General features: G+C 66.4%; 21 protein-coding genes. 19 read left to right on the top strand and 2 right to left on the bottom strand.

Translation table 11 applies throughout. The annotated features are described in order from the left end of the window. Nucleotides 1-75: 75 nt before the first annotated feature. The 4 genes from secY (at nt 76) to E3O46_RS10055 (ending at nt 3,398) form a co-directional block, all read left to right on the top strand. Entirely contained in the window at nt 76-1,398 is a 1,323-nt protein-coding gene (secY, locus tag E3O46_RS10070; protein WP_134449900.1) for a preprotein translocase subunit SecY, read from the top strand. Then, nucleotides 1,395-2,009, top strand: coding sequence for an adenylate kinase (locus E3O46_RS10065; protein WP_174775128.1), 615 nt, complete (start codon nt 1,395-1,397; stop codon nt 2,007-2,009). The genes secY and E3O46_RS10065 overlap by 4 nt, the downstream gene beginning before the upstream one ends. A gap of 22 nt (nt 2,010-2,031) precedes the next feature. Then, nucleotides 2,032-2,862 carry a type I methionyl aminopeptidase gene (gene map / locus E3O46_RS10060; RefSeq protein ID WP_134449901.1) on the top strand — a complete coding sequence of 277 codons (831 nt, stop codon included), beginning with the start codon at nt 2,032-2,034 and terminating at the stop codon, nt 2,860-2,862. A gap of 206 nt (nt 2,863-3,068) precedes the next feature. Next, the gene (locus E3O46_RS10055) at nt 3,069-3,398 is read left to right on the top strand and encodes a PTS sugar transporter subunit IIB (protein WP_166788281.1); all 330 of its coding nucleotides are present in this window, start codon (nt 3,069-3,071) and stop codon (nt 3,396-3,398) included. Nucleotides 3,399-3,418: 20 nt separating this feature from the next. Here the strand turns inward: E3O46_RS10055 and E3O46_RS10050 are convergent, their stop codons facing one another. Continuing rightward, nucleotides 3,419-5,329, bottom strand: a complete 1,911-nt coding sequence (locus E3O46_RS10050; RefSeq protein ID WP_134561639.1) for a BglG family transcription antiterminator — start codon at nt 5,327-5,329, stop codon at nt 3,419-3,421. Nucleotides 5,330-5,483: 154 nt separating this feature from the next. Here E3O46_RS10050 and E3O46_RS10045 point away from each other — a divergent pair, with 154 nt between their 5' ends. From E3O46_RS10045 to rplQ, 12 genes are all read left to right on the top strand, one after another. Continuing rightward, a complete protein-coding gene (locus E3O46_RS10045; RefSeq protein ID WP_134561638.1) occupies nt 5,484-5,786 on the top strand; it encodes a PTS sugar transporter subunit IIB in 303 nt (100 codons plus the stop codon). A gap of 42 nt (nt 5,787-5,828) precedes the next feature. Then, complete coding sequence (locus tag E3O46_RS10040) at nt 5,829-6,137, top strand: HPr family phosphocarrier protein (protein WP_134561637.1); 309 nt, start codon at nt 5,829-5,831, stop codon at nt 6,135-6,137. Beyond that, nucleotides 6,134-7,834: a phosphoenolpyruvate--protein phosphotransferase gene (gene ptsP / locus E3O46_RS10035; protein WP_134449906.1), complete on the top strand. Its 1,701-nt coding sequence runs from the start codon at nt 6,134-6,136 to the stop codon at nt 7,832-7,834. The genes E3O46_RS10040 and ptsP overlap by 4 nt, the downstream gene beginning before the upstream one ends. Before the next feature lie 65 nt (nt 7,835-7,899). After that, a complete protein-coding gene (locus E3O46_RS10030) occupies nt 7,900-9,390 on the top strand; it encodes a PTS mannitol transporter subunit IIBC (protein ID WP_134449907.1) in 1,491 nt (496 codons plus the stop codon). Next, nucleotides 9,387-9,827 carry a PTS mannitol transporter subunit IIA gene (locus E3O46_RS10025; protein ID WP_134449908.1) on the top strand — a complete coding sequence of 147 codons (441 nt, stop codon included), beginning with the start codon at nt 9,387-9,389 and terminating at the stop codon, nt 9,825-9,827. The genes E3O46_RS10030 and E3O46_RS10025 overlap by 4 nt, the downstream gene beginning before the upstream one ends. Continuing rightward, a complete protein-coding gene (locus tag E3O46_RS10020) occupies nt 9,824-10,975 on the top strand; it encodes a mannitol-1-phosphate 5-dehydrogenase (RefSeq protein ID WP_134561636.1) in 1,152 nt (383 codons plus the stop codon). The genes E3O46_RS10025 and E3O46_RS10020 overlap by 4 nt, the downstream gene beginning before the upstream one ends. A gap of 230 nt (nt 10,976-11,205) precedes the next feature. After that, nucleotides 11,206-11,427: a translation initiation factor IF-1 gene (gene infA, locus E3O46_RS10015; RefSeq protein WP_022883252.1), complete on the top strand. Its 222-nt coding sequence runs from the start codon at nt 11,206-11,208 to the stop codon at nt 11,425-11,427. A gap of 67 nt (nt 11,428-11,494) precedes the next feature. Further along, nucleotides 11,495-11,608 carry a 50S ribosomal protein L36 gene (gene rpmJ, locus E3O46_RS10010; RefSeq protein ID WP_035834639.1) on the top strand — a complete coding sequence of 38 codons (114 nt, stop codon included), beginning with the start codon at nt 11,495-11,497 and terminating at the stop codon, nt 11,606-11,608. Between the two features lie 160 nt (nt 11,609-11,768). Continuing rightward, the gene (gene rpsM, locus E3O46_RS10005) at nt 11,769-12,143 is read left to right on the top strand and encodes a 30S ribosomal protein S13 (RefSeq protein WP_134449910.1); all 375 of its coding nucleotides are present in this window, start codon (nt 11,769-11,771) and stop codon (nt 12,141-12,143) included. A 44-nt stretch (nt 12,144-12,187) separates the two neighbouring features. Then, a complete protein-coding gene (gene rpsK, locus E3O46_RS10000) occupies nt 12,188-12,586 on the top strand; it encodes a 30S ribosomal protein S11 (RefSeq protein ID WP_022883249.1) in 399 nt (132 codons plus the stop codon). A 174-nt stretch (nt 12,587-12,760) separates the two neighbouring features. Beyond that, the gene (locus tag E3O46_RS09995; protein WP_134449911.1) at nt 12,761-13,750 is read left to right on the top strand and encodes a DNA-directed RNA polymerase subunit alpha; all 990 of its coding nucleotides are present in this window, start codon (nt 12,761-12,763) and stop codon (nt 13,748-13,750) included. Nucleotides 13,751-13,797: 47 nt separating this feature from the next. After that, nucleotides 13,798-14,310 carry a 50S ribosomal protein L17 gene (gene rplQ, locus E3O46_RS09990; RefSeq protein ID WP_134557999.1) on the top strand — a complete coding sequence of 171 codons (513 nt, stop codon included), beginning with the start codon at nt 13,798-13,800 and terminating at the stop codon, nt 14,308-14,310. A 64-nt stretch (nt 14,311-14,374) separates the two neighbouring features. Here the strand turns inward: rplQ and E3O46_RS09985 are convergent, their stop codons facing one another. Beyond that, the gene (locus E3O46_RS09985; protein ID WP_134561635.1) at nt 14,375-16,342 is read right to left on the bottom strand and encodes an acyltransferase family protein; all 1,968 of its coding nucleotides are present in this window, start codon (nt 16,340-16,342) and stop codon (nt 14,375-14,377) included. 61 nt (nt 16,343-16,403) lie between these two features. On the opposite strand from E3O46_RS09985, the gene truA reads away from it, so the two are divergent. The 3 genes from truA to rpsI all read left to right on the top strand — a co-directional run bounded on the left by truA (nt 16,404) and on the right by rpsI (nt 18,488). Next, complete coding sequence (gene truA, locus E3O46_RS09980; protein ID WP_134557997.1) at nt 16,404-17,315, top strand: tRNA pseudouridine(38-40) synthase TruA; 912 nt, start codon at nt 16,404-16,406, stop codon at nt 17,313-17,315. A 191-nt stretch (nt 17,316-17,506) separates the two neighbouring features. After that, nucleotides 17,507-17,953, top strand: coding sequence for a 50S ribosomal protein L13 (gene rplM, locus E3O46_RS09975; protein WP_134449915.1), 447 nt, complete (start codon nt 17,507-17,509; stop codon nt 17,951-17,953). Nucleotides 17,954-18,002: 49 nt separating this feature from the next. Then, the gene (rpsI, locus tag E3O46_RS09970; RefSeq protein WP_134449916.1) at nt 18,003-18,488 is read left to right on the top strand and encodes a 30S ribosomal protein S9; all 486 of its coding nucleotides are present in this window, start codon (nt 18,003-18,005) and stop codon (nt 18,486-18,488) included. The last annotated feature ends 15 nt before the right edge of the window (nt 18,489-18,503 follow it).

The following is an 18,503-nucleotide window of genomic DNA, read 5'->3' as shown; positions in this document are numbered from 1 at the left end:
GCTTGTCGGGCGTCGCCATCGTTCATTCGATAGCGGCCCCGGCAGGCTCGTTTCACGTTAGTAACTGGAGGCCTTTTGTTCAGCGCCATAGCGCGGATCTTCCGCACGCCCGACCTTCGTAAGAAAATCGGATTCAGCCTCGGTATCGTGGCTCTGTTCCGACTGGGCTCGTTCATCCCCTCTCCCTTTGTGGACTTCGGAAACGTGCAAGCGTGTCTCGCGGCGAACCAGGGCACCAGTGGCCTGTACGAACTCGTCAACCTGTTCAGCGGTGGCGCGCTGCTGCAGCTGTCGGTCTTCGCGCTCGGCATCATGCCGTACATCACGGCCTCGATCATCGTGCAGCTCCTGCGCGTGGTCATCCCACACTTCGAGACCCTCTACAAAGAGGGCGCGTCCGGGCAGAGCACGCTCACCCAGTACACGCGCTATCTCACGATCGCCCTCGGCATCCTCCAGTCGACGACGCTCATCACGGTCGCCCGCAGCGGTGCGCTGTTCGGCACCTCCTCCAGCTCCGAGTGCTCGCAGCTCATCACCAACGACGCCTGGTACGCCATCATGCTCATGGTCATCACCATGACGGCAGGCACCGGCGTCATCATGTGGATGGGTGAGCTCATCACCGAGCGCGGCATCGGCAACGGCATGTCGCTCCTCATCTTCACGTCCATCGCGGCCCGCTTCCCGAACTCCCTCGGCTCGATCCTCAACCAGAAGGGCCTCGACACCTTCCTGATCGTGATCGCGGTCGGACTGCTGGTCGTCGCGGCCGTGGTGTTCGTCGAACAGTCGCAACGACGCATCCCGGTGCAGTACGCCAAGCGGATGGTCGGACGACGCACCTACGGCGGCAACAACACGTACATCCCGATCAAGGTCAACATGGCCGGCGTCGTCCCTGTGATCTTCGCGTCCTCGCTGCTGTACCTGCCGGCCCTGATCGCGCAGTTCAACCAGCCGGCTGCCGGACAGGCCCCGGCGGCGTGGGTCTCCTGGGTCACGAACAACCTGACCAAGGGCGACCACCCGCTCTACATGCTGATGTACTTCCTGCTCATCGTCGGGTTCACCTATTTCTACGTCGCGATCACCTTCAACCCGGAAGAGGTCGCCGACAACATGAAGAAGTACGGCGGATTCATCCCCGGCATCCGTGCCGGACGCCCGACGGCCGAGTACCTCGACTTCGTGCTGACCCGGGTGACCCTGCCCGGTGCGCTCTACCTCGGCCTGATCGCCCTGCTGCCGCTGATCGCATTCTCGGTGATCGGAGCCGACCAGAACTTCCCGTTCGGCGGCGCCAGCATCCTGATCATCGTCGGTGTCGGCCTCGAGACGGTCAAGCAGATCGACTCCCAGTTGCAGCAGCGTCACTACGAAGGGCTCCTCCGATGACCCGCTTGCTCGTGATCGGCCCGCCCGGCGCCGGCAAGGGCACCCAGGCGGTTCGCCTGGCCGCTGCCTTCGGTATCCCCGCCGTCTCGACCGGCGACATCTTCCGCTTCAACGTGACGAACCAGACCGAACTCGGCCTCAAAGCCAAGGCGTTCATGGACAAGGGCGCCTACGTGCCCGACTCGCTGACCAATGAGATCGTCGCCGACCGGCTCGCCCAGGCGGATGCCGCTGGCGGTTTCCTCCTGGACGGTTACCCGCGCACGCTCGAACAGGTGCACGAGCTCGACCGCCTGCTCGACGCCGAAGGCACCGCACTCGATGCCGTCGTCCAGATCTCAGCGGACACCGACGAGGTCGTCGCCCGTCTGCTCAAGCGCGCGGCCGAACAGGGCCGAGCGGACGACACGGCCGACGTCATCCGTCACCGTCTCGAGGTTTACTCGGAGCAGACCGCTCCGCTTATCGACGTGTACGGGGCCCGCGGGCTCGTTGTCACCGTTGACGGCCTCGGTGCCGTCAATGCGGTGACCGAGCGCATTCTGAGTGCCCTCGCGGAGCGCGAGCTTCACGCCGTCGACATCAACACGGACGCACCGAGCGCGTCCTGATCCGTTTGCGGGGAACCAGGCAATGAGCCTTCGTCGATCCATCTACAAGTCGCCGGCACAGTTGCGGCTGATGATCGCACCGGGCCTCGCGACCGCCGCGTCCCTCGACGCGGCCCGCGCTCTGATGCGGGCCGGTGTCACGACCCTCGAGCTCGATGCGGCCGCAGAGGCCGCAATCGTGGCCCGCGGCGGCCTGCCGAACTTCAAGCTCGAGCAGGGTTACTTCCACACGGTGTGCGCGAGCGTGAACGAGGACGTCGTCCACGGCATCCCGGGCGCCCGTGTCCTCGCCCCTGGCGACATCGTCTCGATCGACAGCGGCGCGATCCTCGACGGCTGGAACGGTGACGCCGCCTTCAGCTTCGTGATCCCGGACCCGAGCAGGCCTGAGGTCGTGGCCGAACGCCAGAAACTCTCCGACGTCACGGAGCAGTCCCTGTGGCACGGGATCGCCCGCCTCGCTGAGGCGCGGTACCTCAACGAGGTCGGCGACGCCATCGAGGACTACATCGAGTCGCAGGGCAGCTACGGCATCCTGACAGACTACGTCGGCCACGGCATCGGCCGGTCCATGCACGAAGCCCCTCCTGTCTTCAACTACCGGGTGCGCCAGAAGGGACCGGAGGTCAAGCCCGGACTCGTCGTCGCCATCGAGCCGATGGTTGTGCTCGGATCGATCGACACCTTCGTCCGCGACGACGACTGGACCGTCGCGACGAGTGACGGCCTCGCGGCCGCGCACTGGGAGCACAGCGTCGCCGTGCACAAGGACGGCATCTGGGTGCTCACCGCCGAGGACGGCGGCGCAGCCCAGCTCGCCCCCCTCGGCGTCATCCCCGTCCCCATCCCCTAACCACCCCTCCGCCGCCCCGCCGCCCCAACACGCGCGCGTACCTCCGCGAGAGCGCATTTTTGGCCCTTAAGACCCGGTCTTAAGGGCCAAAAGTGTACTCTCGCGGGCGGGAGACGGCGCGCCGGGGCGCGGCATCCGCTAGCCAAAGGCCCTGATTAGCGGGAAGATGGAAGTGGGCAGAGCCCGCCGAAGAAATGAGCAGGTCAATGAGGATTCTCGTAGTTTGCGGTGCCGGGGCGTCCAGCGCCTTCGTCGCCCATCGCATCCGCCACACAGGTGAGGCCAGGGGCCTCGAACTGACGGTTCACGCCGGCAGCGAATCCGACCTTCCCGGGTCATTGGACCCGATCGACGTCTTGCTCGTCGGCCCGTATCTGGCCCCGCGTTACGAGAAGATCCGCGCGGAGGCGATCAAGCGGGGCGTCGGCGTCGCGCTCCTGCCCGACACCGTGTTCGCATCCCAGAACGGCGACGAGGCACTCGACCTCGCCATCTACGCGTTCAAATCGCGCGGCTGGGCGGAACTGCGCGCCTGATCCCGGTTTCCCCGTGAGGGCTACTGGTCCATCAGGTGCACGAGCTCGTCGATGAAGGATGCGAAGTCGACCGACCTGCGGACCAGCCGCTGCACGTCGTTGCGGTCGGAGAAGACCTCGACGAACTGGTCGAAGACATCCTGGAAGCTCTTGCGCCCCGCGGCGCTGAACGCCACGAGCGCGACGACGTTGACCCGAGCCTCGCCCCAGTCCATCGGGGTGTCGTTGATCACGATCGCGATCGACGTGCGGTTCGCGGTCATCGACATCGAGTGCGGCACGGCCAGGTTGTCGGTGAACGCCGTCGAACTCATCAGCTCGCGCTCGATCGCGCCGACGATGTACTCCGGCTCGATGATGCCCTGCGCGGCCATCCGGTCGCCGAGCGCGCGGATCATGGCGTTTTCGTCGTTCGCGTAGAAGTTGTGCGAGAACAGCGAGGCGTCGAAGAACTGCAGCAGGTCATCCTTGAGATGCGCGCGCCTGCGCAGCCGGCGCACCCGGCTCGCAGCCTTCCGGACCCGCTCGATGTCGGCTTCGGTCAGGAACGGCTGGATGACGATGATCCCGTCGCCGAGGCTGCCCGGATCGATCGTCGTGAGCACGAGGTCGGCCTCGAGCCCGCTCCAGTCCACGTCGCTCCTCGTGACGACGGAGACGACCTCGAGCTCATCGCCGAGGACACGTTCGATGCGTTCCCGCAGCAGGACGTGCATGTCGTAATAGTTCGGGCAGACGATAGCGCAGCTGACGAGGTCGACCCGGCGGGACTGCTGCTGCAGGTGCGCGCCGACGTGCATCGCGATGTACGCGATCTCGTCGTCGTTGATCACGATCCGCTCCTGGCGCTGCAACTGGCTCGCGATGTACACCGCGAGCTCGTAGATCATCGGGTAGCCCGTCTTGATGGACCGGGTGAGCGGATTGTGTGCGAATGACCGGTCCTGGGCGCGGTTGATCAGGTTCCGAACGTGCAGGGTGAGCCGCACGATGAACGTCTCCTCGGTGAGGTCGACGAGGAATTCCTCGCTCGCCTGCGTCACGATCTGCCTGACCGCGTCGAGGTCCTCCGGGCGCACGAAGTTCTCGATGAGCTTCTTCGCCGGCTGGTCGTGACCCGGCGTGATCACCCGGGTGGTGAGGAGGAGTCCGATGTAGTCGAGGTCCCCGAGCGCGAGCTCGACGTCGAAGTGCCGCTTGATGAGCACGGCGAGGGCCCTGGTCATCTCGTCAGGGGGAGTGGGCTCCGGCTCGGCGGGGAGCGGCGCGGCGCGCTTGGTGACGCGGTCGACGGCGATCGCCACGTGCAGGAGCACGTCGTTGGTGCCGTACTCGTTCACGAAATAGCCCTGGGCGTCGAGCATGGCGATCAGGTCGGTCTTGAACGCGCTGAGGCTCTTCGACGCGAACTCGCGCTGGATGGTCTCGAGGTTGAGCATCCCGCGGTCGGTCTCCTCGCGGAACATCCGGCTGAGCAGCCGGCGCCGGTCCGTCTCCGATCCGGCCAGGGTCACGACGCTGCCGCGCCTCCCGAGCGTGAGCCCGGTCTCCGGCAGCAGCGACCGCACCCGGGCGAGATCGGCCTCGATCGTCGAATCACTCACGAAGAGCTCCGCCGCGAGGCTGTACACGTCGAGGCCGCTGTCCGACTCGGTGAGCCGCCTGACGAGGGCATAGAGCCGGTTCTGCCTGGTGTCCGGCTCGACCGGCTTGCGGCTCGACCGGAACACGGCGTACGCCTCGAGATCCAACCGGTACCCGGCCGTCCCCGATTCGATCACGTCGAGCGGATGCGCCGCCGCCTTCACGTTCGTCACGTAACTGCGCACGGTCCGAGGGGTCACCCCGAGGTGGTCGGCGAGTTCGCCGGCGGTCACCCAGACCGGCGTCTGCGACAGATACTCCAGCATCCGCGTTTGTTTGTCGCTCATCGCACAAAACTCCACATTGTCGTAGCTAGTCAATCATGCTGCACCCCTCCGGTATTCCCGCGCCGTGTTTCCGGGGGTGCGGAAACAGCTCTACTGGCCGGGGCCAGGCCATCGGACGAAACTGAAAGAGTCGAAACACCGAAAGGCTGAGTCAATGAGGATTCTTGTGATCTGTGGTGCGGGCGCGTCCAGCACCTTCGTCGCGCTGCGGATGCGCCGGACCATTTCCGAGCGTGGCCTGGTCGCCACGGTCGCCGCGGCCAGCGAAACAGAACTCCCCGATGCCCTCGACGGCATCGACGCCCTGCTCGTCGGCCCGCACCTGGCCGCACGATTCCCCGAGATCCGGGCGCAGGCGGCCGAACACGGCGTGGGCTGCGCTCTCCTGGCCGACACGATCTTCACGGCCCGCGACGGAGCCGAAGCACTCGACGCGGCGCTCGCAGCCGTGGCATGACCCAGTACAGCACTCCACTCTCCACCGGAAGGAACCCCACCGATGATTGAACGCACAGTTCGAATCGGCTCGGCGAACGGCCTGCACGCCCGCCCCGCGAAACTCTTCACCAAGGCGGCAGCCGACTCCGGCGTCAAGGTCACCATCGAAAAGACCGGCGGCAAGGCGGTCAACGCCGCCAGCATCCTCGCCGTGATCTCCCTCGGCCTCGGCAACGGCGACGAGGTCACCATCGCGACCGTCGACGACGGGGCCAGTGCCACCCTCGACACCCTCGTATCCCTGCTCGCCGCCGACCACGACCTGCCTGCCGCGGACGCGGCGACCTCCGAAACGCGGGTCGCGGTATGAGCCTCGCGACGGCATCCGCCACGTCCGGCACAGACCTGACCGGAACCGGCATCGGCCAGGGCGTGGCCATCGGCCGGGTGCTGCGGATGCCCGAACCGCTCCCGGAACCGACCGACACCCCCAGCGCACTCACCCCGGAGGACGAAGGCGCCCGAGCCGCGGCCGCGCAGCGTTTTGTCGCCGTCGACCTCGAAGGCCGCGCCGAACGCGCAGGCGGAGCGGCCCAGGAAGTCCTCGAAGCCCAGGCCATGATGGCAGAGGACCCCACCCTCGTCGACGACCTCACCGAACGGCTCGCGACCGGCAAGACCGCGGAACGCGCCGTGTTCGAGGCCTTCTCCACTTTCCGCGACCAGCTCACCGAACTCGGCGGGTACCTCGCCGAGCGTGCGGCAGACCTCGACGACGTGTCCCAGCGGGTCATCGCCCAGCTCGGCGGCCGGGCAGCCCCCGGCGTGCCGGAGCAGGAAGAACCGTTCATCCTCGTCGCCCATGACCTCGCCCCCGCCGACACCGCGCTGCTCGACCTCACCCGCGTGCTCGGTCTCGTCACGAGTGACGGCGGCCCGACCTCCCACACCGCGATCCTCGCCCGCGACAAGGCGATTGTCGCGATCGTCGGCGCCACAGGGGCAACCGACCTCGCCGACGGCACCCTCGTGATCGTGGACGCCGCAGCCGGCACCGTGACCGTCTCCCCGACGGAGGCCGAAGTCGAAACGGCCGAAGCCCGCATCCGTGCCCGCGCCCTGCGCGCCCAGGCCCCGACCGGCCCCGGCCGACTCCGGGACGGTACCCCGATCCCGCTCCTCGCGAACCTCGGTTCCGCCGACGGCGCCGCCAGGGCCGTCGAACTGGGCGCGGAAGGTGTCGGCCTGTTCCGCACCGAGTTCCTCTTCCTCGGCTCCCGGAACGCACCGACGATCCTCGAGCAGGCGGAACAGTACGCACGCCTGCTGCATGCCTTCCCCGGCAAGAAGGTCGTGGTGCGTGCGCTCGACGCCGGAAGCGACAAGCCGCTCGCGTTCCTCAACGACGCAGCGGAGGAGAACCCCGCACTCGGCCTCCGCGGCCTCCGGGCCCTGCGCGCCTCCGAAGACATCCTCCGCGAACAGCTGACCGCGCTCGCCGAAGCGGATGCCGCGACCGACGCCGACGTCTGGGTGATGGCGCCCATGGTCGCAACGGTCGAGGAGACCACCTACTTCGTGGAACTCGCCCACAAGCTCGGGCTCAAGACGGCCGGCGTCATGGTCGAGATCCCCTCGGCAGCACTCCTGGCCGACCGCATCCTGCAGCACGCGGACTTCGCGTCGATCGGCACCAACGACCTCACCCAGTACACCCTCGCCGCCGACCGTCTCCTCGGTTCCGTGGCGGGCTACCAGAACCCGTGGCACCCCGCGGTCCTGCGCCTGATCGGAGAGGTCGGCCAAGCAGGCCGCTCCAGCGGCAAACCGGTCGGGGTGTGCGGAGAGGCGGCGGCGGACCCGCTGCTCGCCGTCGTGCTCGTCGGACTGGGGGCCACGAGCCTGTCCATGTCCTCTGCGGCACTCTCCGACGTCCGGGCGGAACTAGCCCGGTTCAGCGCGGAGGAGGCCGGGCAACTCGCCGCGGTCGCCCTCGCGGCAGACGGCGCGGCATCCGCTCGCGCCGCGGCGACGAAGCTCGCCGCCACCTTCTCTCACACGGACTAGTCCGTGCGAGTCGTTTCACCGCTCACCCGCAATCACAACCCGAACACACAACGAAAGGCAGAGAAATGACGACGACGTCAACTGACACGAAGAGCGGAGGCGGAGCGCGCGTCCACGTGCAGCGCTTCGGCACCTTCCTCAGCGGCATGATCATGCCCAATATCGCGGCGTTTATCGCGTGGGGCCTCATCACCGCGTTCTTCATCCCGACCGGCTGGACCCCGAACGAGACCGTCGCCAAGATGGTCGACCCGATGATCTTGTACCTGCTCCCGCTCCTGATCGCCAACACCGGTGGCCGGATGGTCTACGGCGTCCGCGGTGGCGTCATCGCCTCGATCGCCACGATGGGCGTCATCGTCGGCAGCGCGATCCCGATGTTCATCGGTGCGATGATCGTCGGCCCGCTCTCCGCCTGGCTCCTCAAGAAGCTCGACAGCCTGTGGGCGGGCAAGATCCGCCCCGGTTTCGAGATGCTCGTGGACAACTTCTCCTCGGGTATCCTCGGCGCCATCCTCGCCCTGGGCGCGTTCTTCGGAATCGCTCCGGTCGTGACCGGCTTCAGCACCATGCTGGAGGGCGGAGTCAACTGGCTCGTCTCCAACAACCTGCTGCCGCTCGCGAGCATCCTCGTCGAGCCCGGCAAGGTGCTGTTCCTGAACAACGCCATCAACCACGGCGTGTTCACCCCGATCGGCGTGCAGCAGGTTGCTGAATCCGGCAAGTCGCTGCTCTTCCTGATCGAGGCGAACCCCGGCCCCGGCCTCGGCCTGCTCCTCGCGTTCTCCTTCTTCGGGGTCGGACTGGCCAAGGCCAGTGCACCCGGCGCGATCATCATCCAGTTCCTCGGTGGAATCCACGAGATCTACTTCCCCTACGTCCTGATGAAGCCGATCCTCATCCTCGCCACCATCGGCGGCGGCATGACCGGCGTCGCGATCAACGTCGCGTTCCACACCGGTCTCCGCGCCCCGGCCTCGCCCGGCAGCATCTTCGCCGTGCTTCTCCAGACCGCACCGGACAGCTACGTCGGCGTCGTCCTCTCGGTCATCGGCTCCGCGGCCGTGTCGTTCCTGATCGCGTCCGTCATCCTCCGTGCGAGCCGCAAGCGCGACATCGCCGCCGGACTCGACAACGACCTCACCGAGGCCGTCGCGAAGACCGAAGCCCTCAAGGGCAAGTCCTCGAGCGTCCTCGGCAACCTCGCCGCTGCGGGCACCACGGATGCCGCCACCGCGGCCGCCGCAGGCCACCAGCTGAAGAACATCGTCTTCGCGTGCGACGCAGGCATGGGGTCAAGCGCCATGGGCGCCTCCGTCCTGCGGAACAAGATCAAGAAGGCCGGTATCGAAGGAATCACGGTGACCAACCAGGCCATCGCGAACCTCGACGGCACCGCCGACCTGGTCATCACCCACCAGGACCTCACCGCGAGGGCCCAGCAGAAGTCACCGGCATCCGTGCACGTTTCGGTGTCGAACTTCATGAACAGCCCGAAGTACGACGAGGTCGTCGAATTGCTCCAGAGCAAGGCGGACTCAGAGGCCACACTGTGACCGATCAGATCCTCGAGCCCGGCAACGTGGTGGCCGCGGGAACGGCCACCACGAAGAACGACGCCATCAAGGAGGCCGGCGCACTGCTGGTCGCCGCGGGTGCAGTGACCCAGGCGTACGTCGATTCGATGTTCGACAGGGAGGCGAGTGTGTCGACCTACATGGGCAACTTCCTCGCCATCCCGCACGGCACGAACGAGGCGAAGGAGTCGATCCTTCATTCGGCGCTCTCCCTCGTCCGCTATGACACGCCCATCGACTGGGACGGCAACCCGGTCCGGTTCGCAGTCGGGATCGCGGGGCTCAACAACGAGCACCTCGCGATCCTCTCGAAGATCGCCATCGTCTTCTCGGACGAGGACGAAGTACAGAAACTGATCGATGCAGGAAATGCAGGAGAGATTTACGCTCTCCTCGAGGAGGTCAACGCAGAATGAAAGCAATTCACTTCGGTGCAGGCAATATCGGTCGCGGATTCGTCGGCCTCCTGCTTCACGACGCCGGATACGAGGTGGTCTTCGCCGATGTGAATGCTTCCCTGATCGACGCCCTCAAGGCCGCGACGACCTACTCGGTGCATGAGGCGGGGGAGGAGTCGACCACTCGCGTGGTCGACAACTTCCGCGCCATCAACAGCGCGACCGACGAGGCCGCCCTGATCCAGGAGATCGCGACGGCCGACATCGTCACGACCGCCGTCGGCCCGACCGTGCTGCGCTTCGTGGCCCCGGTCATCGCCGCCGGACTCGAGGCCCGCGACGCGTCGCTGCCCCCGCTCGCCGTGATGGCGTGCGAGAACGCGATCAACGCGACCGACGTGCTCGCGGAACAGGTCTGGCTCCACGTGGCAGAGGGAGATCACGCGGCCGTCAACGCCCGCGTCGCCTTCGCCAATACAGCCGTCGACCGGATCGTTCCCGGGCAGGCGGACGGCAGTGGCATCGACGTCACCGTCGAGGCCTTCTACGAGTGGGTCATCGAGCGCGGCGCCTTCAACGGCGCCGTGCCCGTGATCCCCGGTGCGACCTTCGTCGACAACCTCGCGCCCTACATCGAGCGCAAGCTGTTCACGGTCAACACCGGCCACGCAACGGTCGCCTACCTCGGCTCCGTTGCCGGCGTCACGAAGATCTCGGACGCCCTCCTGGTACCCGAGGTGCTTGACGGCGCCCGGCGCGTCCTGGAGGAGACCAGCGCCCTCCTGGTGGCCAAGCACGGGCTCGACGAAGCCGCCCAGCGCGCCTATCGCGAGAAGATCCTGGTTCGGTTCAAGAACCCGGCCCTTCCCGACACCGTGCAGCGCGTCGGACGCCAGCCGCTCCGCAAGCTCAGCAGGCACGAACGCTTCATCGGCCCCGCCGCGGAGATCGCCGAACGCGGCACCCGCCCGACGGCACTGCTCGAGGCGGTCGGCGCAGCCCTCCGCTTCGACGTGGCGGACGACGAGCAGAGCGTCGAACTCCATGCCAAGCTCCGCAGCCTCACGGCCGCGGGCTTCGTGACGGATGTCTGCGGGCTCGACGCGACGCATCCGCTCTTCTCGGACGTCGTCACCGTCGTCGAAGGCGTGCAGCGCACGCTCTAGGCCCGTCAGGCTCAAAAAAGCACAATCGGCACTGAAGCGACACAACAGCACGATTCCGCACTGAAACGGGCGGCGGCAGCAGCAATTGCCAAGGGATTATAGGGAAGAATTGCCAAAAGGCAACTTCATACCATAGAGTAAATCCTTGGTGTCTGATGCCGTCGCCTGCGGCGTGTCTAGAGCACCATATCCCCGCACGACCAGCAATCAATACCTAGTGATAGTGAGTTATGGCCAAAAAAGACGGTGTCATCGAAATCGAGGGCGCAGTAGTCGAAGCTCTTCCCAATGCGATGTTTCGCGTTGAGTTGACGAACGGCCACAAAGTTCTTGCCCACATTTCGGGCAAGATGCGTCAGCACTACATCCGCATCCTTCCTGAGGACCGCGTGATCGTGGAGCTGAGCCCTTACGATCTGACTCGCGGCCGGATCGTCTACCGCTACAAGTAAGAAGTTGCTGTAAGTAACGGCCCGCGGCATTCCGCGGGTACGAAGACAGCGAATACAAGGACACACCATGAAGGTCAAGCCCAGCGTCAAAAAGATCTGTGACAAGTGCAAGGTCATCCGCCGCAACGGCAACGTGATGGTCATCTGCGAGAACCCGCGTCACAAGCAGCGTCAGGGTTAGCCGGTGGGAGTCTGTCACCCGACAGGCTCACCCTGGTGAACGATTCAACTGAATACAGAAAATAGCAGTGCCAGGAACCCCGCGAGGGGGGACACCATCGGTTGGAGGCCGATGAACGGGCACTGCTACAGACCTCCACTCATATACAGGAGAAGCCATAATGGCACGTCTAGCCGGCGTTGATATTCCCCGCGATAAGCGCGTGGAAGTTGCACTGACTTACATCTTTGGTGTTGGCCGCACGAGGGCACTCAAGACCCTCGCCGACACTGAAATCGATGGAAACATCCGAGTCAAGGACCTGACCGACGAGCAGCTCGTCGCCCTCCGTGACTACATCGAAGGAACCTTCAAGGTTGAGGGTGACCTCCGCCGTGAGGTTGCCGCCGACATCCGCCGCAAGGTCGAGATCGGCAGCTACGAGGGAATCCGCCACCGCAAGGGCCTGCCCGTCCGCGGCCAGCGCACCAAGACCAACGCTCGCACCCGCAAGGGCCCGAAGCGCACCGTAGCCGGCAAGAAGAAGGCGCGCTAGGCCTCGGCCTGGCCCGTCTCGCCTTTAGGATTCAGGAGAAATTCATGGCAGCACCCAAGTCGGCCGTTCGGAAGCCGCGCAAGAAAGAAAAGAAGAACGTCGCCGTGGGCCAGGCCCACATCAAGAGCACGTTCAACAACACCATCGTCTCGATCACCGACACCACCGGTGCGGTCATCAGCTGGGCGTCCTCAGGTGGAGTTGGCTTCAAGGGTTCGCGTAAGTCGACCCCGTTCGCCGCACAGCTGGCAGCCGAGTCGGCCGCCCGCCAGGCGCAGGAGCACGGTATGAAGAAGGTTGACGTGTTCGTCAAGGGACCCGGCTCAGGCCGCGAAACCGCGATCCGCTCCCTTCAGGCCGCCGGCCTCGAGGTTGGCTCGATCAACGACGTGACGCCCCAGGCTCACAACGGTTGCCGTCCGCCGAAGCGTCGCCGCGTCTAAAGCACCCGCACTGGCCGGGTTCGTCCTCGTGACGACCCCGGTCGCCGCGGATCGCCGGGCCTGGACTGCTCCTCACGGAGCGGTCCAGGCCCCGCGCGATTCTTTTTTCTTTCACACTCAACACCTCGCCTCGCAAGTGTCATATAGCGGACACTTTGCCGAAAGGAATCAATAGTGCTTATCGCACAGCGCCCCACGCTCACCGAGGAGAACATCTCGGAGTTCCGGTCCCGGTTCATCATTGAGCCGCTCGAGCCTGGCTTCGGTTACACCCTCGGCAACTCCATGCGCCGCACCCTGCTCTCCTCGATCCCCGGAGCCGCTGTCACCAGCATCCGTATCGACGGCGTGCTGCACGAGTTCAGCACGGTTCCCGGTGTCAAGGAAGACGTCACCGAGATCATCCTGAACATCAAGGGACTCGTCATCTCGAGCGAGCACGACGAGCCGATCACCGCGTACCTGCGCAAGCAGGGTGCCGGCCAGGTCACCGCCGCCGACATTTCGGCTCCGGCCGGCGTCGAGGTGCACAACCCCGAACTGGTCATCGCCACCCTGAACGACAAGGCGAAGTTCGAACTCGAACTGACCATCGAGCGTGGCCGCGGCTACGTGTCGGCCACCCAGAACCGCAACGAGTACTCCGAGGCCGGCCAGATTCCGGTCGACTCGATCTACTCGCCCGTGCTCAAGGTGACCTACCGCGTCGAGGCGACCCGTGCCGGTGAACGTACCGACTTCGACCGCCTCGTCGTCGACGTGGAGACCAAGTCGGCGATCTCGCCTCGCGACGCCATCGCATCCGCCGGTCGCACCCTGACCGAGCTGTTCGGTCTGGCCCGCGAACTGAACACCGCGGCAGAGGGCATCGAAATCGGCCCCGCGCCGGTCGACGCCGTGTTGTCGACCGAACTGTCGATCCCGATCGAAGACCTCGATCTGTCGGTTCGTTCGTACAACTGCCTCAAGCGTGAAGGCATCAACAACGTCAGCGAACTGGTCGCCCTCTCGGAGACCCAGCTGATGAACATCCGCAACTTCGGACAGAAGTCGGTGGATGAGGTCAAGGACAAGCTCGTCGAGCTTGGCCTGTCACTGAAGGACTCGGTGCCCGGATTCGACGGCGCCCACTTCTACAGCGGCTACGACGAAGAAACCATCTAAAAGCAGTCTCCCGACTGACTTTTGACTTTTGATACTGGAGATTACTAATGCCCACGCCCACTAAGGGAGCCCGCCTCGGTGGCGGCCCGGCACACGAGCGCCTCATGCTCGCCAACCTTGCCGCCTCGCTGTTCACCCACAAGTCGATCAAGACGACCGAAACGCGGGCCAAGCGCCTTCGTCCGGTCGCCGAGCGACTGATCACGTTCGCGAAGAAGGGCGACCTGCACGCCCGTCGTCGCGTTCTGGCCACCATCGGCGACAAGACCGTCGTGCACGAGCTTTTCACTGAGATCGCACCCCAGGTCGCCTTGCGCGAGGGCGGCTACACCCGCATCACGAAGCTCGGCTTCCGTAAGGGCGACAACGCTTCGATGGTCCAGATGGAGCTCGTCCTCGAGCCCGTCACCCCGAAGGTCAAGTCCGCGAAGACGTCCGCCGCTGCAGCTGCTGCCGTCGCGCCGGTCGTCGTCGAGGCCCCCGCCGAGACCGAGGCCGTCGTCGACGCCCCGGCCGAGGACGAGGTCGTTGCCGAGGCTCCCGTCGAGGAAGCCAAGTAACCCACGCTTCACCCGCTTCACCTGGAAGGGCCCGACTTCGGTCGGGCCCTTCTTTTTTGATCTCCTAGGACACTGGGCGGAGGACGACGGGGTCCTGGCCGAGCCGGTAGGGGTCCCGGCCGTGCAACGGATGCTGGGGGGCGAGCCAGTCCAGCGCGGACGCGATGCAGTCGGCGTAGATCCGCCCTCCCGTGGGACCCGGGTGGATGTTGTCCCCGGCCAGGACGTCGGTGTGCGGCGCGATCGCGTCGTGCCAGCCGGCGATGCCCACGAGTCGGTGGTGGGCGGCGAAGCCGACGAGCGCCTCGTTCACGCCGGCCGTCCAGTCCCGGTCGGCGAAGGCGGTCACGAGCACGAGCTTCCGGTCGGGGCCGATCGCAGCCTCGATCGCGAGCAGCTCATCCGTGGTGATCGGCCCGTTCGTGCCGAGCCCGACGACGACGACCGGACGCAGCGTCCCGGCGGCGGCCTGGGCGGCAAGGATGTCCGGAGCCGCGCGCATGCCCCGGGACACGGCGGCGTCGATCAGGATGCCCGGGAACCGGTCTTCGAGCTCGGGTGCCGAGGCGAGCATCACGGAATCGCCGACGGCCGAGATCAGGTCGCCCGGTGCGACCGGCGCGGGCGCCGCGGTCGGGTCGCTCTTCCGCTCGGCGTCCTCGCGCTTCCGGTCGGCCTGGGCGGCTTCGAGCATGTGCCGGCCGCTCGTGATCCGTGCCTGCGCACTCGTCTCGGCGGGTGCGACGACGACAGCGGCCGTCGTGCCGCCGACGAGGATCAGGCCGACCATCGCTGCGACGCCGACAACCGCGAGCCGGGACCACGACTCGGTCGCGAAACCCGACAGGGAGCGGATGCCGCCGCGCAGCCCCCTGCGCCGCACCGGCTGCTCGAGCCACCGGTACGAGGCTGCGGCCACAAGCACGGCGACGGCGGCGACGAGCAGGTGCACCTCGACGCCGGCGGCCGGCCAGGCGACGCCGGCGAGCACGAAGAGGGGCCAGTGCCAGAGGTAGATGCCGTAGGACCGTTCGCCGATCCACCGGAGCACCGGGGTGTCGAGCCAGCGGCCGAAGCGGGCGCCGCGCACGGCGGCCCAGATCACGACGCAGGACAGCAGGCTGATAGCGGCGAGTCCGCCCCGGTACGCCAACGGGCCCGCGGCGGGCAACCACGCCGCAGCCGCACCGATGCCGAGTAATGCGGCGAGGCCGAGCCAGGGGCGCAGCCGGGCGGGGGAGGCGAGCCGGGAGGCGAACCGGGTGAAGCCCGCTGGGCCGGTGCGGGCGGCACCGGCGTTGGCGTTGCGGGTCGGTGCGCCCAGGCCGTTCGGGTGCCGCAGCAGCAGCGCGAGGGCCGCGCCGGCGAAGAGCCCGAAGCTGTGCGTGTCCGAGCCGTAGTAGACCCGGGTCGGATCGGAGCCCGGGTGGAACAGGAACCCCATCCAGAGCAGGGAGAGGAGGCCGAAGGTGCACACGACCGCCAGGCGAATCCGGGCGCTCCGGATGAGCAGCACCGCGAGCAGCGCAAACGGCCAGACCAGATAGAACTGCTCCTCGACGGCCAGGGACCAGAGGTTCCGGAACAGCTCAGGACTCGTCGCCGAGAAGTAGCTCGCGGAGCCTGCGATCGACACCCAGTTGTAGCCGAACGTGACCGCGCCGAGGACTTGCCAGCCGAGGCCGACGAGCACGTCGCCCCCGAGCATCCACGCCACGGTGCAGCAGAGCAGCACGAGGGGAACGAGCGGCGGCACGAGCCGGCGCACCCGGCGGCTCCAGAACCGGCGCAACGAGATCCGGCGGGACCGGGCGTATTCGTCCACGAGGAGACCGGTGATCAGGAACCCGCTGATCACGAAGAACACGTCGACGCCGACGAAGCCGCCGGGCAGCACCTGTGGGAAGAAATGGAACACGAGCACAACGCTCACGGCGATGCCGCGCAGGCCGTCGAGGCCGGAGAAACGGCGCGAATCCCGAGTCTCAGAGTCCGGGCGCAGGGATGCGGGAGTGCGGTAACTGAGTTTCATAGCGGTGAGCGGAGCCGATCCGGGTTCTACGATACCCGGCCCGGCACTTACACTTACCTCCGTGAATCTTCCTGCCGCCCCTGTTGTCTCCCCGCTCCCGGAGAACACCCGGATCAGGCTGGACATCGCCTACGACGGCACCGATTTTTCGGGATGGGCGATTCAACCGGAGCTCCGCACCGTGCAGGGCCAGATCGAGGCAGGACTCGCCACGATCCTGCAGAGCTACCCGCCGTATCCGTCCCTCATCGTCGCCGGGCGAACGGATGCGGGGGTGCACGCCCTCGGTCAGGTCGCGCACTTCGACCTCACCCCCGACCAGGTCGGGGGCCTGCTCCGACGGGGAAGGGGCCGAACCCCTGCGACGCTCGCGGTGATGGTGCAGCGGAGGCTCGGAGGGATCCTGGTGACCCAGCCAGAGATCGTGATCAAGGCATCCGCCGTCGCACCCCCCGGATTCGACGCTCGGTTCTCGGCGAACTGGCGCCGCTACGAGTACCGGATCGCCGACTCGGTGCTCGGGCACAACCCGCAGGACCGGCTGCGCACGACCTGGCACGGCTTCGCGCTCGACCTGGAACCGATGCAGGTGGCCGCGGCGTCCCTGCTCGGGCTGCATGACTTCGCGACCTATTGCAAACCCCGGCCGGGCGCCACGACGATTCGCACCCTGCAGGAGTTCAGCTGGCGGCGGGACCCGGACGGCGTGCTCGTCGCGACGGTGCAGGCGGACGCCTTCTGCCACAGCATGGTGCGGGCACTCGTCGGGGCCTGCGTCGCGGTCGGAGAGGGACGGCTCGCAGGGGAGCGGCTCGCGACGCTGCGGATCAACCGGGCCCGCACGAGCGAGTTCAAGGTCATGCCGCCGCAGGGCCTCACCCTGCTCGCGGTCGACTATCCCGCCGACGACCGGCTCGCGGCCCGCGCCCTCGAGACCCGTGCCCGGCGCGCCCTCGACGAGGACGAAGAGTAGCGCAGCGCGCCGCCGAATCGCGCAGGCGAATTGCGCCAACGCTCCCGGCGGACTAGCATTGACCCTTGGTGTCTGTGCGTTGCAGCCAGGCACACGAACGTGAGCCCTCCATCGATCGTGTTCCCCGTCGGGGAACACACCCGGAGCGGGATTCACGAACACCTCCGTTCGAACAAGAAAGCAGCACAACAGTGACGCGCACTTATACTCCCAAAGCAAGCGAAGTCCAGCACGACTGGGTCGTCATCGACGCCACAGACATCGTGCTCGGTCGTCTTGCCAGCCACGCCGCCGTTCTCCTCCGGGGGAAGCACAAGGCAACGTTCTCTCCCCACATGGACATGGGAGACTTCGTCATCATCGTCAATGCCGAGAAGATCGCCCTCACCGGCAAGAAGCTCGAACTGAAGATCGCATACCGCCACTCCGGTTACCCGGGCGGCATTTCCGCCCAGAACTACTCGGAGATGCTCGAGAAGCACCCGACGCGTGCGGTTGAGAAGGCGATTCGCGGCATGCTGCCGAAGAACTCGCTCGGTCGCGCCCAGCTCGCGAAGCTCAAGGTCTACGCAGGCCCGGAGCACCCGCACGCTGCGCAGCAGCCCAAGCCGTACACCCTCTCCCAGGTCGCTCAGTAGCGCCGGCCACCAGACTTCTCGACTCTAAGAAAAAAGGATTCACACCATCGTGGCGAAGATCGCAGATCAGATTGACCAGGCTCCGGAGAGCTATTCCACCGAGACCCCGGCCGAAATCGTAACCAAGGCGCCCCGCGCCGTCCTCAACGTTCCCGGCGCAGCCGTTGGCCGTCGCAAGCAGGCCATCGCCCGCGTGCGCATCGTTCCCGGCTCGGGCACCATCACGGTGAACGGTCGCGAATTCGGGGACTACTTCCCGAACAAGCTTCACCAGCAGCTCATCAACGACCCGTTCAAGGTCCTCGACCTGATCGGCAGCTACGACGTCATCGCACGCATCACCGGCGGTGGCCCCTCCGGCCAGGCCGGCGCCCTGCGTCTCGGCATCGCGCGTTCGCTCAACCAGATCGACGAAGAGAACAACCGCGCCATCCTCAAGAAGGCCGGCTTCCTCAACCGTGACGCTCGCGTCAAGGAGCGCAAGAAGGCCGGACTCAAGAAGGCCCGTAAGGCGCCTCAGTTCTCGAAGCGCTAGATCGATAGTCGGCGC

The sequence above is a fragment of the Cryobacterium glucosi genome (assembly GCF_004402235.1).
In the GTDB taxonomy this organism is placed as follows: Bacteria; Actinomycetota; Actinomycetes; order Actinomycetales; family Microbacteriaceae; genus Cryobacterium; species Cryobacterium glucosi.
The sequence above is the reverse complement of the archived record's forward strand: the minus strand, read 5'-3'. Positions and strand labels throughout refer to the sequence as shown.

Bases quoted from the DNA above. Each gene is read 5' to 3' on its own strand.
- map (WP_134449901.1), top strand. From the start codon at position 2,032: ATGAGCCTTCGTCGATCCATCTACAAGTCGCCGGCACAGTTGCGGCTG.
- rpsM (WP_134449910.1), top strand. From the start codon at position 11,769: ATGGCACGTCTAGCCGGCGTTGATATTCCCCGCGATAAGCGCGTGGAA.
- E3O46_RS10055 (WP_166788281.1), top strand. From the start codon at position 3,069: ATGAGGATTCTCGTAGTTTGCGGTGCCGGGGCGTCCAGCGCCTTCGTC.
- E3O46_RS09985 (WP_134561635.1), bottom strand. From the start codon at position 16,342: ATGAAACTCAGTTACCGCACTCCCGCATCCCTGCGCCCGGACTCTGAG.
- E3O46_RS10065 (WP_174775128.1), top strand. From the start codon at position 1,395: ATGACCCGCTTGCTCGTGATCGGCCCGCCCGGCGCCGGCAAGGGCACC.
- infA (WP_022883252.1), top strand. From the start codon at position 11,206: ATGGCCAAAAAAGACGGTGTCATCGAAATCGAGGGCGCAGTAGTCGAA.
- E3O46_RS10040 (WP_134561637.1), top strand. From the start codon at position 5,829: ATGATTGAACGCACAGTTCGAATCGGCTCGGCGAACGGCCTGCACGCC.
- E3O46_RS10020 (WP_134561636.1), top strand. From the start codon at position 9,824: ATGAAAGCAATTCACTTCGGTGCAGGCAATATCGGTCGCGGATTCGTC.
- E3O46_RS10050 (WP_134561639.1), bottom strand. From the start codon at position 5,329: ATGAGCGACAAACAAACGCGGATGCTGGAGTATCTGTCGCAGACGCCG.
- E3O46_RS10030 (WP_134449907.1), top strand. From the start codon at position 7,900: ATGACGACGACGTCAACTGACACGAAGAGCGGAGGCGGAGCGCGCGTC.
- rplQ (WP_134557999.1), top strand. From the start codon at position 13,798: ATGCCCACGCCCACTAAGGGAGCCCGCCTCGGTGGCGGCCCGGCACAC.
- ptsP (WP_134449906.1), top strand. From the start codon at position 6,134: ATGAGCCTCGCGACGGCATCCGCCACGTCCGGCACAGACCTGACCGGA.
- E3O46_RS10045 (WP_134561638.1), top strand. From the start codon at position 5,484: ATGAGGATTCTTGTGATCTGTGGTGCGGGCGCGTCCAGCACCTTCGTC.
- rpsK (WP_022883249.1), top strand. From the start codon at position 12,188: ATGGCAGCACCCAAGTCGGCCGTTCGGAAGCCGCGCAAGAAAGAAAAG.
- rpmJ (WP_035834639.1), top strand. From the start codon at position 11,495: ATGAAGGTCAAGCCCAGCGTCAAAAAGATCTGTGACAAGTGCAAGGTC.